We start from the raw sequence: 16,972 nt of genomic DNA, 5'->3' as shown, positions 1-16,972 counted from the left end.
ATGAGGAAGAAGAGGAAGATGACAGTCCGAAAGCTCGTCGTGGCGGTGCTGGTGGTCGCCGTCGTCGGTCTCGTGGTCTATTCGTTCCTTTCCCGGACCAGTGACGGTGAAGCCATACCGACAACGCCGACACCGTCGACGACGTCGTCGGGCGCCGCGGTGCCTACCGATGTCGAGACCGTCGAACGGCCGGCTGCGGCTCATGTGGCGGAAGAAGTCGCCCGCCAGGGTCTGACTGTGGCCTTCACCTGGTACCCGTCCATTGATGCGACGCAGAACGACGCCTACGGACGCGCACGGTCCTGGCTGACGGACAAGCTCGCCGATCGCATGATCATCGACGCCCACACCGAACGCGGTCCGAGCGTGCAGTGGGCGGAGTGGGGCCGGCAGGAAGCGAAGATCATTGCCGACGTCAGTGTCGAATGCTCCGGTTGCCCTGAGGACACCGACACCAGCGTCCAGCGAGTGGCCACCGTCAAACAGACCGCGATCGTGGGAACCAACACCACTACGGTCGAACCTGACACCACGGTCTGGGTCACCCTCGTCAGAGAAGGCGACCGCTGGCTCATCGACGACATCCGCTACTGATTCACTGGAGGACCCTTGTACCGAAAGAGCGTCATCGCAGCGCTGATCACTGCTGGCCTCGCCGTCGGACTGACGGCGTGCGGTAGTGACGAGTCGCCCACTGCCACACCGTCGACCACCTCGACCAGCGCGCCGACCACCACGGTCTCACCGTTCGGTGCCGAGGCAATCAGCGATCTCGGCGCCAAGATCGAACGTGACAACGCGGAAGTCATCGTTGCGACGGTGGAGGGCCGCGGCGGATCACCCGATCAGGCCCGCGCCGCCCTTCTCGCGGGTGCAGCAGAAACCGGTTGGACCTCGGGGTTGTCGATGGCGGCGCCGGCCACGGACATTCGAGACATCTTCGGGTGGCGCTTCCGGTACAACACTGGAGCTGACTCCGCCGATGCCGTCCGCGCTGCTACGAACACCTTCATGGATAACACTGCGGCCATCTCGATCCCCGCCAGTGATTCGGTCGCGTACGCGTTGGCCGTTCAGCATGCAGATCAGCGGGGCTACAACGAGAAAGAGCACTTCTACAAGAACGGGGAGACGTCGGCTTCCGAATACGCCGCGGCCCTTCCCAAGGCTCAAGCCGCGTATGCAGAGCTGCGAGACACCCAATAGGAGATCCATCTGGGGGGACGTGTCGTCTTACCAGGTAGATGCACTTTTTTCGACGTCATTGAGAGCTGAACACAAAACGCCCGCCCCGAGTGCTCGGGGCGGGCGTTGGTGAACGTGGCGAGTCAGGACAACGTGGCGTCGGCCAACTCCTGCGAGGTCTGCCGGGGTTCGTTCGTCGGGGTTTCCCGGCGCCTTCCCGATGTCGCCCCGAGGTAGATTCCGCCCGCGAGGAGAAGTGCACCCGTCACGCCACCGAGGATCGGGCCGTACACAGTTCCCCATTGGATGAGGCGCTTGTACTTGGTTGTGAATGCGACCTGCTCAGTGAGGGTTTGGGGGTCGAAGTTCGGGACTACGTCGATGATGGTGATCGCCTGCGGATCGTTGACGTCGGTGCCCAGGTACTGGCGGTAGTGCTGCTCGACCTGGACCACACCTCCGGTGACCGGTTCGACCCACAGGTCGCGGGTGATGCCGTAGAAGCGCTTCAACGTCACCGGCGCGGTACCTTCCCGTCCCAGGTCAGAGGCAGGTAGGGAAACCGTTCCACTGATCAAGGTCGGTTCGATCTCCTGATGGAATCGGTAGACGGGCAGACCTTCGAGCTCGGCCTCTTCGACGAAATCCATATCGCGGGTTTCGCGCAGTGTGGTGTCGAAGTAGGGATAGGACTGTTTCTGGGTGTCGAAGGGGAACTTGAACTGGTAGCCCTCGTGTTCGACCGGGTCTGCGGGCTTGTCCGCCGAACCCTGGATGGAGCCGACGGGCTCGTCGACGGCGGTTGCGGTGCGACGATCGACGGTGACCAGGTCGACGCTCGCGTTGACGATCGCGGCCTGACCTGAGCGGTCGTCGCGCGTCATCTGCACCGCGGATTGCAATGTCACGACGTCGGCGTTCGAGGGCTCTTGAACGGTGACGAGCTGGTTGACGGTGATCGGCACAGCCGGGTCGATGACCAGTTTCCCCTTGGCGAGGGCGCCGGCGTCGAGCAACTCGGCGGTTCCGGTCGAGACGGTCGCTGCCTCGATACTCAGCGGGATCTTCACGAGCTGGTTCGCGACGTAAGTCGGCGTGAGGGCACTGGCCGTCAACAAGAAAGCACCTGCCGCTATGGCTGCACACGCTGTACCTCGGCGGGATGGACGCAAGCTAATCGACATTGCGTAGACCCTAGTGCGTCAAACCAACTACGCGGTACGGCGTCTTCCGCTGCCGGCAGCCGAGCCTCCGAGAGGTTCACCCCAACTACGAAATTCACAAACCGACCACTACCGTTACGTAGTCGGCGACAGATTGCCTGACTGTCAGGAGGCACGTGAAGTGACAGATAACTCAACGGTGGCTCGCGCGGTCGACCGACTGTTCCGCATCGCAGAAGGCGACGAACTACGGTCGTTGACCGGCCTGGCCGAAGCACTCGCACGCGACCGCGGTCGCCCTCTGATCATCAGCGAAGGCCCGGATCTACCCGCCCGTGTCTTCGGCCAATGGTGCAGGCACGCCGATCACGACGAAGTGAAATTCGCCAGCTGGGTCCACGCACGAGAGCGGACGATCGCCCACGAGCTGGGTCACATCGCTCTCGGCCACATCGGAAGGCCCGCGATCGACCTCGCGATCGAAGCACTCCCCCCAGAAAGCCATGACCTTGCCCTGCTGATGCTCCAGCGCGACTGCGATGACACGAGGTCTCAGGAGGAAGCCGACGCCGAAGCCTTCGGAAATCTTCTTCTGCGCCGCCTGAGAGGTGGCCGGCACATCAACCGGAGCCCAGGAATCCGGTCGCGTCTCGACGAGGCGTTCGGTTGATCACTGCACTCGCCGCTCTGCTCTTGGCCATCGTCGCGGCAACACGGCTCCACCGATGGTGGTTTCGGCGGTCACTGACCCTGATAGGCGCCTTCATCGGCCTTATGTGCATGTCGATCCACATGCTTCTCAACACCCGACCCGTGGAACTCTTCGTCGCCGACACGTTCGGCGACAGCGCTCCCGCTGCCATCAAGATGCTGATGGTCTGCGGGATCTGCGTCGGTAGTGCGATCGGCTTCACTGATGTGACAAGCAAAGCCGGACAACGTAAATCGCTCGTTCGCTGGCACGTCACGGTCTCGGTGGTCACCACAGTTCTGGCGTATATCTTCTTCTTCAGCCGGCCGTGGCCGGCGGGCGTCGACGCTCTCACCTTCGACAACGAGTACGCCTACCTCCCGGGCTTCGCCGAAGGATTGATCTTCGGGATGGCCTACCCGTTCCTCGTCGCATTGATGATCACGGTCGTTGCCATCAGTCAGGCCGATCGGAGAACTGTCACCGGTCGAGCATTGCTCCTGGTCACTCCCGGAGCGGCGATTCTCACCGCCTACGCCGCGGTGCGGATCGGATACCTCGTCGCCGCGCGATACGGATTCATCGAGCCGACACCCACACCATTCGCCATCGCTCGGCTGCTCGCCGTGTCCGGTGTCTTGTTCCTCGGCACCGGAATGGCTGGCGCTCTGATCTTGAACTGGCTCGGAGCCAAGCGCCCACTCGAACAGTTCACGCCTTTGCGCACGGAGATGCTGCGGCGGTGGCCCGGCGCGGAACGCGGATCACCCGCAGGCAGCAGCGCTGGCGAGCGAACCGACGATAAAGCTGCCGAAGTCCTCGATGCACTCAGTCTGGAGGTCGAACACAGCGCACTACCGGCCGGCACTCACCTCCCTCCGGAGGTCGCAGCATCGGCAATCGCGGACTGGCTCGTCAACGGACGTGTCGCCGACGGACTCGGGTACAACAGTTTCTTTCCCGATGCCGAGACAACTGATACTGACTGGGCAGCGACACTAGGCCGCGCATATCAAATTGCGATTGACGACGAACGAAAGACGGGCGCAGGACAATGACAGACATCTCCACCCAAGAACCTCGCACCACGGCCGATAAAGCCGCGCGCGCAATTACCGAGGTCGGGGCGCCGTGGGTTCTCAACATTGTCGCCTCGCTGATCATCGGCGTAGCTGTCGGAGCGCCCGGCTGGGGAGTGTTCGTGGCGATCTTCGGCGGTGTCGTTCCGATGGTGTTCATCCTCGTAGGGATGCGCCGGGCCAAGATCAGCGATCATCACGTCACCAGAATCAACGAACGTCACATGTTGATTGCATCGCTGCTGGTAGTCACAGGAGGTGCGCTGGTCGTCCAGATCGTCGCTGGTGCACCGATCGAGATGATTGCGTTCCTCGCCTCGGGCCTGGCAGCGTTGGCCGTCGCAGCCGTCATCACGAGCGTTTTTCATTGGAAAGTCAGTGGCCATGCCGGAGCCTCAGCTGCGATTGCAGTGGTCCTTGCTCTGTCGGTCTCGCCGTGGTGGTACTTGGCGTTGGCGCTCACACCGGTGATCGGATGGTCTCGGATTCACCTTGGGGACCATACAAAGAGTCAGGTCGTTGCAGGAGCTATCGCAGGGGCAATCGCAGCAGGACTTACGTACATCGCGATCGTTTAGTCGTCGTCTTCACTGTCTCGACTGGCCAGCCTGCGGAACGGGTCGTACGTGCGGGCAGCGACGTATCCGTCAGTCGAATCACGCAGACCTTGAATAAACGAAATCTGGTCCTTGACCGCTTCGTAAGTCTCTTCGTCACCGAAATAGTCCATCGGCACGCGAAACACGCCACAGATGTCTCGAACGACGTCCAGCCCAGGCGAGGTTCGCTTGCCGCTGAGCAGTTGCGACATGTAGCCGGTGGTCATCTTGCTGCCGCCGAAACGGAGCATGTCGACGATCTCTGTCTGCGAGTACGGTCCGCGACTTCTCGGGTGAACATTCTCGAACAGGTAACGGAGCCGGTCAGCAAAAGTGCTGCTCATTACGCCGCCCAACCTTTCAGTCTCGGTGCCTCGCCGACTTGACGAAACCATTAAGCCATCCCCACACCCATCTATCCTCGCAATCGCATAAAACGTTAGCAACTTGCGATTGAAAGCTGCCGGACTTACGCTTGCCAACGTCAGGGCGGGGGATTTCAGCGAGAGAGGCGTGCGGTGGGACGGCTAACGGAGGGAACGACGCACTTACGCCGGGGTTCCCGGCGGACGGCTCCGAACCCGCTCGAAGCTCGCTCGAAGCTCGGTTTCCGGGATCTCCAAAGCCTCGGCGAGCTTCTCTGCGAAATGATCGGTAAGGCGGGAATCGCCACGCTCGATCGCACCGACCATAGACGTGCTGATACCTGCTCGCGCACCCAATTCAGGCTGCGTCAGACCCCGAATCACGCGCCAATCACCGGGGTAGCGATCCTCCGGCCTGATGTCGACGAGGTCGGAAACCGTCGTACCCAGAACACCGACGACACGCATCAAGACGTCGATCTGAGGGGACTGACTACCGGATTCCCATTTGTGGATGGTCTGCAAGGACACATCGGCGAGGCGGGCGAGTTCGGGGCGCGTCAGGCCCCGAGTCTCGCGGAGTTTGACCAGGCGCGAGGGCTGGAAGCCACGCAGCACACGTCGACTCACGCTCACCCTTTTCATCGCACCGCCTACAGATTCACTAGACACCATGCACTCCCGGGATTAGCATTCGCACATAACTTAACAATGTCGTCTAGGTTTAGACGTGATGATCTCACGGCAACCAAGCCGAAATGTGCAACTGGGGGGAAAGGGAATGAACTGATGTGATCGGCCCCCTGACTGTTAGCCGCAGTCAGGGGACCGTCCAGCCGCCAACTGTTTAGCCACAGTCGGATCAGCCAGCGGGACTGAAGGGTTAGCCCCCCGACAATCCCATGCAGATATGTGAGGACCTGCAATGAACACGTTAGATGGCGCTAGGGCCGTTCGCCTAGCTGATGCCCAATTCCATGCCCCACGAGCAGAAATCGACGGCTCCGGCCGCGCTGCCGGCGGCCATCCCCGCGAGATTCTTGCCACACATCGCCCGAACGCCGACCACACCTCGTGCACGGCCTGCGACTTCACGTACACCCCGACACTTCCTCTCTGCCCGTCCGTCGCCGAAGCTCTCCGCGAGCTGTCCATCGGCGATACCCGGCCGCATACCAAGACGTCGCCTCTCGCCCGCTACTCGACTGCGAAGCTGCGGGCGATGGCCAACACCCACACCGGTGAAGGTCGTTGCGCACGGTGCGGTTTCGTCTATTCAGCTCAGATGCGTCGTTGCCCGACATTGCGCAACATCGCCACAGAGCTGGAAAGCCGTGGCAGTGCGCCGATGACTCAGCCGCGGACAGATCAAGGATTGTGCGCAGGAAAAGGGACGGGCTGGACAGTCAACGGCAACCAGTCCGCCCCGTGGAAACGAGCAATGGCTGCATGCTCGGTCTGCCCGCTACTCGCCCAGTGCACCGCTGACCTCGAGAACAGGCTGTCTGCCGGCGAAACGGTCCGCGAGCAGATTCAGGCTGCCCGACTCTTCACCGTCGATGGGCGCGAGGTTCTGCCTGAAAAGGTCGAGGAGTTCGCTGTTGCGCGAGGCCGCACGAAACGATCCAAGAAGCCCAGCAGTACGCGCCGAGCGTGCACGAAGCCGAAGGCAGCGATCTTGACTGCTGCCCCCGCCCCTGTGCCCGCACCGGCTCGACCTGCCGTGCAGCTCGCGTTGTTCGAGGCAGCATGACGAACTACTCCCCCTCCGCGCTGTTGGAGGCTTACGCGCAGGGCATCCTCGAGCCTCCGGCCAGCGATGCTCACGCCGCGGCAGACCGGTGGTCGTGGTTCGCCGACCTCTACGCCGACCCGGCATGGGGCCTGGCGACCGCGATACCCGACTTCCCACCTATCGCAGCAGATCAGGCAGCGAGCGCCTGCCGCGCAATGGCCACGCAGACAGCAACGGCCGAGCAGTGGTCCGCCATCGAAACCCTCTCCGCTGCCGGGCTCGCCTCGGCACACTCGCGAGCCCTGGAGTTGGTGTGGACCGCACTCGCCGACACCTGTGTCGATGCCCGCGACCACCTCGCGGGACGGGAGTTCGGAGGGCTCGAGGTCGTCCTCGCCGCCCTCGAAGCGATCCTCGAATGCCATCCCGAAGAGGATGCAGCGACCTACGTCCACCAGGCCGGCACCGCATGGGCACGCCAGCTCGACTCACGTGATCGGAAGGCAGCATGAGCCACCAGATTGCATCGGACCTCGAAGGCCGCACCTGGGCAATCCTCAGTGTCGGTGACGGCCTGAAAGCCCGACTACTCACCGGAAGCGCGCCCCTCGCCGTGATGGAACTCGACGAGCTGGTCAACACGTACGGTCCGTTGATCCTCTCCCCTGCTCACGCGGAGCACGGATTCCAGCCCGTCCTCGACACCGCCGATCTCGTCGCCTCCGATCCGGAAACTGCATCGGTCGAGCAGATCCGCGTCGTCGCGTCGGTTCTGCGCGGGATCCTCGATCGCCACGCGAATACACCTGTAGGTGCTCGATGACGTCTCTGATTCTGACGACGGTCATGGGCCTGGTCGGGCTGGCAGGAATGACTCTCTCGCTGCGAGGTGCCCAGTGAACAGCCGCATATACACCATCCGCGGACAGGGGCCTGAGCTGCCCCGATGGCGAAATTCGCTCCCGCGTGGCTCACCGATGACAGAGCTTGCACGTGCTGTGATGTGGGGTGGCTATACCCATCTTCAGGAAGGCACCACACAGCAGCGAGTGCACACCGTGAAAGACCTCGATACCTAACTCCATAGACGCAGTACAACCCCAGAAACGACGAAACCCCCTTGCGGGGGTTTGTGAACCAAGTTCGTCGAGTTAAGCGAGAGCCTGGCCGGGCTCCGGTCGTAACTGGTGAAGAAGAAGTGTGGAGCTTCAACTTCGGTACTGCATTTCCCCGAAGGGACAAAACCGTGCAGGTCTTGTCTCAGGGTAGCTCACACCCTGAACCAGGTACAACAGTTATCAAAAGTGATTCGTTCGGCGCGTCGCACACCGACAGCGCCGTCGAAAGCGCTGCTCATTCGGCGATAAACGACGTCGACGCCGAATGGGCCGAGACGGTCCGCATCGCAAAAGAACGCGTCGAACAGCTCGAAAAGTCCAACGCCGAGAGCGGCCAGCGAGGCACCTCGTGGGCCTTGCCCGTCGAGCCTTCCGAACAGTCCCGCGTTCCCATCTGGTCCGGCCGCACCGAATGGCTGCGCCAGCTCCGCCACCAGGTCACCGAAACCGAACACGGCCGCGCTGCACTCGCCGCGAACCGCATCGCTGTCGACACCCTCATGGCATGCGCCAACGCACACGCCCGCTTCGCCGAGACCCGCACCGGCCGCGGAGTTACCGCATCGAAAGCCGTGATCGCCGAGCATGCAGGGGCATCCAACAGCACCATCATGCGTTCACGCCGCGTACTCAAAGCCCTCGCAATGGGCGTCGAACACGCCAGAGGACGCACTCTGTCGACGTCGGAGTACATGGCCGCGGAAGCGCACCACGGTGGCCGTCAGCACAAGGCAGCGTCGACCTGGTCGCTCTCCTCCCCCAAATCCGTCGTGATGTCCACTCCCCCGATCGAACGCCCTCGCCGCAGCCGTCGCACTCGCACTGTTGTCCGCACAGTGGCACGCCCGAACAACACCGCCCCGCGCGAGCACACCAAGGCCACTGCCAGCGGAAGCTCCAACCGAACCCACCGTGACCCCCTATCTTCAAGTGCTCTTGTTTGTTCTTTTTCTTCCGAAGGAAGTTCTCACCAACGCGCACGCGCGAGGAAAACCATCTCCACCAACACACAACGACCAATCGAATTGCAGCGAGCTGCCGCAGCGCTCGCAGCCCATGCACCCGTTTTCAACACTTCGAGCCACATCGGAGTGATCGCAGACGGAATACGTGCAGCCGGCATCGACCCCACCCGCTGGACCGGCCGAGACATCGCCCAAGCACTCTCACGGCACACCGCCGACAACGGCCAGATGTGGCCCACAACCAGCGAAATCAAGTCTCCAGCAGCATTCCTGCGGTTCAAACTCTCACAACTCGACTGGACCGGCCCGTCGCCCAGCGAGAAGCGGGCCGAAGCCGATGCAACCCGTCGCAGAGAAATCGCAGAACGTCAGGCACAACGCGCACGTCAGGAAGTGATGATCGCCTCGGCTTCAAGCCGTGCAGCAGCCCGAGCTGCCTTCGCCGAGCACCTTGCGAAAGCGTGACAGAGCGACCGAATTGAACATCTGGCGACACCAGCACGGCGACATCCGCCGTCAGCCTGCACCAGCGCATAGTCTCGATCCCATTCCTCCAGCTATCGAATCCGCCAGTTAGTCGACAGCGAAGTAAGCGGAAACACTAATATTTCTGCCTCTCAAACGGTTCAACTATCCCTTAATTTGATACATTATGGTTCAAAGGAGGTGGAGTTGATGCCGATAACCGAGCAACGTCCCACCGACACGACACGGGCGATCAAGGCGAACGCAGCGCGTCGGCGACTGGACAAAACTGAGATGTACCGCTTGGTCCAAGCTGCGGCGAATCAGCAGACGCCACAGCGCCAGATCGCCGATCTGGCGGAAGTCTCCCAGACCGAGGTCGTCCGTATCCTGAGCCGCCTCCGTGAGCGCCCCTCGTTGGTCGACCGCTCGCCCAGCGAGGTCATCAACGAACGTCTGGCAGAGAAAATAACCTCAAAGCAGATGATGGATGAACTGCTCAACTGGGAGTACACCTACGGGAAGGTCCCGGTCGTCAACGGGTATGAACTGGATGCCTACGACCCAGGGACGTGGGATGAAGTCGAGAGCGCGTATCACCGCAAGCTGATCAGCGAGAGCGAGTTTCGCCGGATCTTCGAACGCCATGCGGCGGAGATCGAAGCTGCGGACGAAGCTTGATCGACGTCAACACCCTGCGTGGTAAGTGCGCAGCAGAACTCTGCGCGCTTACCGTGCCTGGCGAAGCGCTCGCCGGGGACAGTCCCCGAACAACCAAGCGCTTGTACAAAGGAAGCCGCGAGCGGAGAAGGTTCCGTACTGACATCATCGATCGCTATCTCGCTGATGCGACACCCGCGAGGGAAGCGCGATCAGCGGTGCTGACCGCAGGTGCCCCTGGGGCGGGCAAGTCCACATCCTTGAGCGAACACGTCGACGAGATCGAGGGATACCGACGAATTGATTCCGACGACATCAAGGACTATCTACTTGAACAGGCGCTCAAGGACGGCATCTATGACGACCTCCTAGGACGACAGCTCGCGGATGGACATCCGATTTCATTGCGCGAACTCGCCACATTGGTGCATCGGGAATCAACCGCCATGGTCTCCGAGATTCGCGGTCGCTGTATAAGCCGCCGTGAGAACCTTGTCATCGAAGGGACCCTGACCTGGGCAGATGAAGGAGTCCGGATTGTCGAGCAGCTCTCCAGCGCCGGGTACGTGAATGTTCACATCATCGATGTCGAGGTTCCCTTCGACGTCGCGGTCGAACAGGCTCTCTCTCGTTGGTGGGGTGCACGCGTCGCCGATCGAACCAAGGAGGGCGCCTTGGGTGGACGCTTCGTCCCGCCGGCGGTGATCGAATTGAGTTATGGTGACGGACATCCCCTATCGACGTGTGCGACGAATGCCCGCGCACTCTTCGACTCAGAGGATGCGGCTCAGTTCCCCGACCTATCCCTGACAGTGATAGACCGTCGTGGCGAAGAGTCCGTCTCGACTTTCCGGCGGAGACTCGGCGGCCTGCTGCCCTGACTCTCGCTGAGTTCCCGGGGGATCCCCGCCGCGCACTCCCCTACCGTCCGCTTTCGCCCTAGACACCTTTTGCGGGTGCCGGCCTTTCATGACAGCACACGGCCGGATGTTTTCAGTGCGATCAGGTCCTGTGATCCACCGTCGTGGAGATTCAAGGAAGACTCGCCCAGCTGAACGCTGGATGGTGCCACCTAACGTGCTCGCCGCCAACATGTGACCGTAGACGCTGTTCACGGGCTTGCCTCTGTTCGGTGAAGGTGCGCAGCGTGGGCGCAATCGCGAGCGAGTCCAATCGCACCTGAGGGTTTTGAAATCAGAAGGGCTGAGCGAGGACTTCGTCGTTGGGTATGCACTCGCCCTCGGCTTGCACGACCATTACTTGCCCAAACTCAGGGCGCATTACCAAGCTGCCTGAGCGCCGAGGGCTCATAATCGGCTGGTTCGGTGCCGGTGCACACTACGCCAGGTCGTGGATCCTGCTGTGGGATCGTGGCTCAACTCGAATGAGCTGAAGGTGCGAGCGATCTGCTCCACTCCCCCGCCGCGTCTCTTGGCGGCGTTGCCGCAGTGGCTAGGGCCCTGATTCATATGACATTGACACCCCTGAGGCAATAAAACCGCAGGTCAACCCTACTTATCTGCTATACCGTCACGACACATAACCAAATATTCCGGAACTGAATATCAGCTGACGTAGGCTGACGACAGTAGATATTTGCAGTTATATGGTGCAAGTACAAAATATAAGCTAATATAAGTACCCATATGGGAATGGAAGGAGGGGTTATGACGATTACCGCGATCGCCAACCTCAAAGGTGGGGTCGGAAAGACGACCGTCGCCAACGGTATGGCGCATGCCGCAGCAGCGACCGGCAAATCATGCCTGCTGGTCGATGCCGATATGCAGGGCAACTCGACGAAGCATCTGACCGGATACTCGGCATCATCGCCGGCGCCACATTCGTTGGCGGACGTCCTGGACCGCAATATCGACCTGCCGACCCGTGACGCGATCATCGCTGCGCGCCGTGAAGAGATCGACGTATTGCCCAGTGGGTTCGGTGAGCTGCAAGCAGTCAGTGATCAGCTCGGCACCAAACCTGGTGGGGAGATGGCTTTCGCTCGGGCTCTCAAGCAGGTCTCCGGCGACTACGACAACATCCTGATCGACTGCCGCCCAGCGATCGACCTCGTTTCACGGAGCGCTCTCTACGCTGCCGACAATGTTCTGATCGTCGTTCAGCCTGAGCAGGACGCACTCGACGGACTCGATGCAATTCGCGATGCCCTCGAAGACATCGCCAAGTACATGGACAAGGTGCTTCCGATAGCGGGGATCGTCGTCAACAGGGTTGACGGTCGCCGTGGTGACCATGCGAAGACCCTCGACTACCTCAAGGGGTACGCAGCTGAAGACGGGATCGAATTGCTCGGCGACCCGATCCCTCAGCTCGCAGACATTTCCAAGCTCACAACCGTCGGCATGGGGTTCGATCAGCATCCCAAGGCGCCGGCCTGGGCACGCAACCTCCACACAACATTCATCGACATTCTGGAGAAGGTGACTACTTGATGAGTGGCATCCCTGAGCCTGCACGGCCCGCGCCCCGCCGTTCCCGCAATACGTTCGAGCAGGCCGCGCAATCGTTGAAGAGTGAGGCTGCGACGCCTGCATCGCAGTCCGACGCAACGCAGAAGCCTGTTGCGCAACAAACGACCCCAGCATCGAAGAAGCGGAAAGCCGCCACGACGGACATCCTGCTGTCTCTCACCGAGGACCTGAAAGACCGGATGGTTGCCACGCTCGAGTACACACGTCCGCGTACTGGCATCACCAGTCAGCAGCAGTTCATTCGTACCGCGATCGACCAGCTGTGCACTCGCCTTGAAACTGAGTTCAACGATGGTCAGGCGTTCCCTCCGCCCGCGCAGGGAATCAACTTATAACCCATATGGGCTATAAGAGAAGATATGGGCTCTCGATGCGTCTGCAACGCCGCCACCAGCGCTGTTGCGCGATTGAATCAGCAGTCCGCCAGATGCAACGAGGCCCCGCCGGCTGGAATCCGGCAGGGCCTCTGCGACCGGGAACCCGTGGAAGGAAGACCCGATCATGACCGACTTTAATCTCCGCGCCGCACGTATCCAGCTTGGTGCGTTGCTCGTTGCACTTGTCGTTGCGATTCTCATTGCGCTGGGCATCACCACAGGCGCGTTCGTGCTGTCCTTCGCCGTGCAACGCGACCTCGCACGGCAGGCGTTGATACCTGAGCATCTGACATGGATCTTCCCCGCGATCGTGGACAGTGCAATCTTCGGCGCAACGATCGCGATCGTTATCCTGAGCAAGCTCAAGGTGAGCCGGTGGGACAAGCGGTTCTACATCGCGCTTGCTGTCGGTGTCGTGTCAATCAGCATCCTCGGCAACGCCTATCACGCGTTTCACGCCGCCGTTGCGGCGCAAGCAACAGTCGACAGCGGGGGAGTGCTCGGGTTCGTTCCGCTGGCTCCGGCCGTTGCAGCAGCCATTGCGATCATCCCGCCCGTGCTGGTCCTCGCCTTCACTCATGGCGTCGGGATTCTGATCAAGGCGATCGGGGCGGCACACGCGCAATACTCCGAACTCGTTCGATCGGATGACTACACGCTTGCTCTGAACGAGGATGTCGATACTGCGGTGTACGTGAATGCCGCCGCCGAGGTTGCGCCGATCGAGACCGCCGTCGATGTTGAGCCTGTGGGTGGTGTTGCATCCGATTCCGTCGACATCACCACGGCTCCTGCTGTTGCACCGGTCGTTGCTGCTGTTGCGCCAACCGACGCAACGCCGATCGAGGCGGAGTCGGACTCGGCGGACTTCGTCAGCGACCCTGTGCAGGCTGAGCCTCAGACGGTCGCACAGCTGCTCGCATTCATCGACCGCTCCGACCTCGATCCGATGGTGAAAGAGACAGCGACGCTCAAGATCACCAACCCGGATCTGACCTTCGCCGAACTGGCCGAGAGAACCAATGTTCGAGCTGCAAGCACCGCAATGCGCCGATACAACCGAGCAGAAGAGGCAGCAATTGCGGCCGGGTTCACCATCCCGCCGCTGCCGACCCTCGACGATGTCGCCCGTGAGGCGTTGGAAAGTGAGCGCAACGACGACGGACGCAACGAAGGCGACCAGAGGATCGAGCTCGAAGCCCAGTTGGTGCATAGCTGATGAGCCGCAAAGAGAATCCGAAACCCGACGTTGCGGACCAGATCGCACTCTTCGACCTCACCGCCTCGGCAGAAGCAACGCCCGGGATCGCAGGTGCGGACGTTGCAGGTGCCGAATCGACAGCGGACGTCATTGCAGACGCGGAGGCAACAACGGCATCTGAGAACGAAGGCACCGCAACGACTGTGGACCCTGTTGCAGCAACACCCTCGCCGGAAGAATCCGAAGCGACGAACCCGGCAACACCGGCGTCTGCGGTGTTGCCGCCCGCGAGTGGCGATGCGGACGGGCACGCAATCATCGTGACCGCTGCCGGCTCCTACACGCCTTCCGGTGAGAAGCTGACCGGGCCGGTGGATTCGGTGGAAAAGCTCGACAAGCTGATTCGGTGGGCCACACTCACCCCTCTGGGTGCTCCCGCGCAGGTGTGGGTCGTCGGAATCGACGCGTGCGAGACGTTCGGCTGGATTATCGACCCGGGCGACGAAGACGACGTCGACGACATGGAAGTTCTTCGCACCCGCGCTGCCGAAGAACTCACCGCGGTACTCCAGGCCACCTTGACGCCGATGCTCACCGCGGGGTGGGAGCTGCGCGGCGATCCCGGCCACGTCGTGCACCTCTCGCGCACGACCGGCACCTTCACCTCGATGGTCGACATCTTCATCGAGCCGTACGTGTGGACCTACTGGAACAAGGACTTCGGCTGGAACAACCGCGTCGGCGACATGGGAATCCTCGGATCTCCCACAGCCGGAACGTATCTCCCCGACGACGATCTGCCGGCAGCCCGCGAACTCGGACGCCGACTGTCGTGGTGCGCCCGCTACCTCGGTGTCCTGCCCGGTCCCACCCCCGCACGCACCGGCGCTGCGGTCCTCGACAAGATCAAGCGCGAACGCACCCGCAGTGGCAAGGGAATCGCGGTCACCACCGGTGGACCCATCCCGCCGCTCAACGGCGAGCCGCGCGGTGACCTCGAGCCCGAGGTCGGATGGACACGCGTCTGCGATTCCGAGGATCTCACCGGCGCAACGCAGCTGGTGTCGATTGACCAGCGAGCTGCCTACCTCGCATCCGCCGGCATGCTCGAATTCGGCTACGGGAAACCGCGCCACCTGACCGGTGAAAGTGCAGTCAGTGCAGCAGCATCGGGCGCGAAAGGCGCACCGTTCGGGCTCTGGCGCATCACCCTGCCTGCGGGGAACATGCTCTCCCTGCCCGCGAAACTTCCACTCCCGCACCCGCACATGCTCGCTGATCAGCCTGTGCAGACCTGGGTCACCTCAGTGAGCCTGGACGCGTTGCAAGCCTCTGTCGCGGACGGCGGCATCGGCGCCGAACTCGACGATCTCGACATCGTCGAAGCCTGGGTCTACCCCGAGCAGGGCCGCGCTCTCGACAAGTGGGCCAAGATCCTGCGCGAGGGACGCAAGGTCGCCGTCGAGACCGGCGACGTTGCGATGAAGCGGTTCCTTGGTGCCTGCTACAAGGGCTACATCGGGCGAATGGTGAACCCGGACATGTGGACTGCGAAACAGATGCAACATCACCACCAGCCGCTCTGGCGGGCGTCGATCATTGCGCATTGCCGCTGGCGTGGTCGCAGGGTTGCAATGCGCATTGCGCGTGAAACCGGTCGGTGGCCGGTGCGCACGGTGACGGACTCCTGGGTGTACCTGCTCGCGGACGGTGAAGACGTCGCAGATGACAGTGACGCGCTCGGCAAAATGTCCGTGGAGAAACGTACTGTCCTCACCGAAGCACTGATCGAGGCGTTTACCAGCGCTGATGACACACACGAGATGAATCTCGCCATCAAGGGCGCATTCGCAGCAGGCGAGGAAGGGGAGTAGCGATGGCGTTGCATCTCCCGAAACCTCGATCGAAGAAGCCCGTGCAACAGGCGGTCGGGCTCGACGGGCTGAAGGTGTCCGTCTCCAACGCCGCGACCAGCGGAGTCGAGAAGTCCAAAACCGTCAAGACCGGGGGACTGGCAGGACTGACAAGCAAAGTCTCGGTCGCTCAGGTGCGCAAAGAGATCGGCAACGACGGCCTACGCCAGGCAGCAATCGACGCCGGCCGTAAACCGCCTTCGGATCGCACGTTGCGTCGGTGGGCGCAACAGGGCCGCGTCCCGCACGCGGACGTTGCCGAGCGTGCGCAACGGCGCGCGGCGATCGAGCGTCTCGGCGGGATCGGGGAGGTGGCCAAGAAGATCGGCCGCTCACCATCTGCCGTCTCCCGGTACCGGTCAGGGGAGACGAACGATCTGCGCGCCGATGCGAAGAAGAAACTCAAGAAGGTCAAAGCCGACGACGTCATGAAGCGCGCCGGCGTATTGCGCCCCGACGGCACCCCGAAGAAGGCGACGATCCGCGTCAAAGGTGGAGTCTCGGTGCGCAACGGGTCGGAAGAGGGCTACGACTACCGAGTCCGCACACTGGACTTCGCGAACTCCGATGTCCCGTTCACCGCGGAAGAGTCACGCGAACTCGCCGCGGCCCTCGCCAACGACGATCACGCACGCGTCGTCGCACTGCTGGAGCGTCACGCGACGTTGGACTACCCCGAGAACAAGGGATTCGACCAGTACAGCGATGAATTCGGGTTCCACTTCGACTCGATCGAGTCCGTCCACATCGACTGGCACTAACCTCGCCGTCGACTCGATCGACGGCGAGGAATCCACAGTGCACCCGTTTTCTGGGTTCACAACGCAGAGAACCCATTCAGTTCCCAATGAATGTCAAACACCATTCGCGGCACTGACACCGCTGGTCAGTGCCTATTTGAGGTAGCGGAAACGCCGTGACACCCCGTTGAGATGAAACGCCGAAATAGGTGAACGTAGGC

At 61.8% G+C, this 16,972-nt stretch carries 19 protein-coding genes; 16 read left to right on the top strand and 3 right to left on the bottom strand.

What is annotated here, in order from left to right:
* The first annotated feature begins 18 nt into the window (after positions 1-18).
* Both P3G66_RS30055 and P3G66_RS30050 read left to right on the top strand, forming a co-directional pair.
* On the top strand, positions 19-594 hold the full coding sequence (locus tag P3G66_RS30055) for a hypothetical protein (RefSeq protein WP_276117627.1): 576 nt from the start codon (positions 19-21) through the stop codon (positions 592-594).
* Between the two features lie 15 nt (positions 595-609).
* Complete coding sequence (locus P3G66_RS30050) at positions 610-1,206, top strand: hypothetical protein (RefSeq protein ID WP_276117626.1); 597 nt, start codon at positions 610-612, stop codon at positions 1,204-1,206.
* A gap of 122 nt (positions 1,207-1,328) precedes the next feature.
* On the opposite strand, the gene P3G66_RS30045 is transcribed toward P3G66_RS30050, so the two are convergent.
* Complete coding sequence (locus tag P3G66_RS30045) at positions 1,329-2,369, bottom strand: DUF3068 domain-containing protein (RefSeq protein ID WP_276117625.1); 1,041 nt, start codon at positions 2,367-2,369, stop codon at positions 1,329-1,331.
* 160 nt (positions 2,370-2,529) lie between these two features.
* Between P3G66_RS30045 and P3G66_RS30040 the strand changes: the two genes are divergently transcribed.
* From P3G66_RS30040 to P3G66_RS30030, 3 genes are read left to right on the top strand one after another with little or no spacing between them, the layout of a single operon-like run.
* Positions 2,530-3,018, top strand: a complete 489-nt coding sequence (locus P3G66_RS30040) for a hypothetical protein (RefSeq protein ID WP_276117624.1) — start codon at positions 2,530-2,532, stop codon at positions 3,016-3,018.
* Positions 3,015-4,097: a hypothetical protein gene (locus tag P3G66_RS30035; RefSeq protein ID WP_276117623.1), complete on the top strand. Its 1,083-nt coding sequence runs from the start codon at positions 3,015-3,017 to the stop codon at positions 4,095-4,097. The genes P3G66_RS30040 and P3G66_RS30035 overlap by 4 nt, the downstream gene beginning before the upstream one ends.
* Positions 4,094-4,696, top strand: coding sequence for a phosphatase PAP2 family protein (locus P3G66_RS30030; protein ID WP_058037148.1), 603 nt, complete (start codon positions 4,094-4,096; stop codon positions 4,694-4,696). Before P3G66_RS30035 ends, P3G66_RS30030 begins: the two co-directional genes overlap by 4 nt.
* On the opposite strand, the gene P3G66_RS30025 is transcribed toward P3G66_RS30030, so the two are convergent.
* Both P3G66_RS30025 and P3G66_RS30020 read right to left on the bottom strand, forming a co-directional pair.
* Positions 4,693-5,061, bottom strand: coding sequence for a helix-turn-helix domain-containing protein (locus P3G66_RS30025; RefSeq protein ID WP_076949212.1), 369 nt, complete (start codon positions 5,059-5,061; stop codon positions 4,693-4,695). The two genes, P3G66_RS30030 and P3G66_RS30025, sit on opposite strands and share 4 nt — an antisense overlap.
* A gap of 204 nt (positions 5,062-5,265) precedes the next feature.
* Positions 5,266-5,712, bottom strand: coding sequence for a helix-turn-helix transcriptional regulator (locus tag P3G66_RS30020; protein ID WP_276117622.1), 447 nt, complete (start codon positions 5,710-5,712; stop codon positions 5,266-5,268).
* A gap of 295 nt (positions 5,713-6,007) precedes the next feature.
* Here P3G66_RS30020 and P3G66_RS30015 point away from each other — a divergent pair, with 295 nt between their 5' ends.
* The 11 genes from P3G66_RS30015 to P3G66_RS29965 all read left to right on the top strand — a co-directional run bounded on the left by P3G66_RS30015 (position 6,008) and on the right by P3G66_RS29965 (position 16,772).
* Positions 6,008-6,835 carry a hypothetical protein gene (locus P3G66_RS30015; RefSeq protein WP_276117621.1) on the top strand — a complete coding sequence of 276 codons (828 nt, stop codon included), beginning with the start codon at positions 6,008-6,010 and terminating at the stop codon, positions 6,833-6,835.
* Entirely contained in the window at positions 6,832-7,329 is a 498-nt protein-coding gene (locus P3G66_RS30010) for a hypothetical protein (protein ID WP_276117620.1), read from the top strand. The genes P3G66_RS30015 and P3G66_RS30010 overlap by 4 nt, the downstream gene beginning before the upstream one ends.
* Positions 7,326-7,640, top strand: a complete 315-nt coding sequence (locus P3G66_RS30005; protein WP_276117619.1) for a hypothetical protein — start codon at positions 7,326-7,328, stop codon at positions 7,638-7,640. The genes P3G66_RS30010 and P3G66_RS30005 overlap by 4 nt, the downstream gene beginning before the upstream one ends.
* Before the next feature lie 423 nt (positions 7,641-8,063).
* Positions 8,064-9,365: a Rep protein gene (locus P3G66_RS30000; RefSeq protein ID WP_276117618.1), complete on the top strand. Its 1,302-nt coding sequence runs from the start codon at positions 8,064-8,066 to the stop codon at positions 9,363-9,365.
* Positions 9,366-9,575: 210 nt separating this feature from the next.
* The gene (locus P3G66_RS29995; RefSeq protein WP_276117617.1) at positions 9,576-10,046 is read left to right on the top strand and encodes a winged helix-turn-helix domain-containing protein; all 471 of its coding nucleotides are present in this window, start codon (positions 9,576-9,578) and stop codon (positions 10,044-10,046) included.
* The gene (locus tag P3G66_RS29990; RefSeq protein WP_276117616.1) at positions 10,043-10,906 is read left to right on the top strand and encodes a zeta toxin family protein; all 864 of its coding nucleotides are present in this window, start codon (positions 10,043-10,045) and stop codon (positions 10,904-10,906) included. The genes P3G66_RS29995 and P3G66_RS29990 overlap by 4 nt, the downstream gene beginning before the upstream one ends.
* Positions 10,907-11,692: 786 nt before the next feature.
* Positions 11,693-12,481 carry an AAA family ATPase gene (locus P3G66_RS29985; RefSeq protein ID WP_076949205.1) on the top strand — a complete coding sequence of 263 codons (789 nt, stop codon included), beginning with the start codon at positions 11,693-11,695 and terminating at the stop codon, positions 12,479-12,481.
* Positions 12,481-12,855: a hypothetical protein gene (locus P3G66_RS29980; RefSeq protein WP_276117615.1), complete on the top strand. Its 375-nt coding sequence runs from the start codon at positions 12,481-12,483 to the stop codon at positions 12,853-12,855. Before P3G66_RS29985 ends, P3G66_RS29980 begins: the two co-directional genes overlap by 1 nt.
* Before the next feature lie 166 nt (positions 12,856-13,021).
* A complete protein-coding gene (locus P3G66_RS29975) occupies positions 13,022-14,116 on the top strand; it encodes a DUF2637 domain-containing protein (protein WP_276117614.1) in 1,095 nt (364 codons plus the stop codon).
* Positions 14,116-15,972 carry a hypothetical protein gene (locus P3G66_RS29970; RefSeq protein ID WP_276117613.1) on the top strand — a complete coding sequence of 619 codons (1,857 nt, stop codon included), beginning with the start codon at positions 14,116-14,118 and terminating at the stop codon, positions 15,970-15,972. The genes P3G66_RS29975 and P3G66_RS29970 overlap by 1 nt, the downstream gene beginning before the upstream one ends.
* 2 nt (positions 15,973-15,974) lie before the next feature.
* On the top strand, positions 15,975-16,772 hold the full coding sequence (locus P3G66_RS29965; RefSeq protein WP_058037138.1) for a hypothetical protein: 798 nt from the start codon (positions 15,975-15,977) through the stop codon (positions 16,770-16,772).
* Positions 16,773-16,972 lie beyond the last annotated feature (200 nt).

It is taken from the genome of Rhodococcus sp. C3V (genome assembly GCF_029269915.1).
GTDB classification, from domain to species: Bacteria; Actinomycetota; Actinomycetes; order Mycobacteriales; family Mycobacteriaceae; genus Rhodococcus_F; species Rhodococcus_F qingshengii.
Note: the sequence above shows the minus strand (reverse complement) of the source record. Positions and strands in the feature narration are given on the sequence as shown.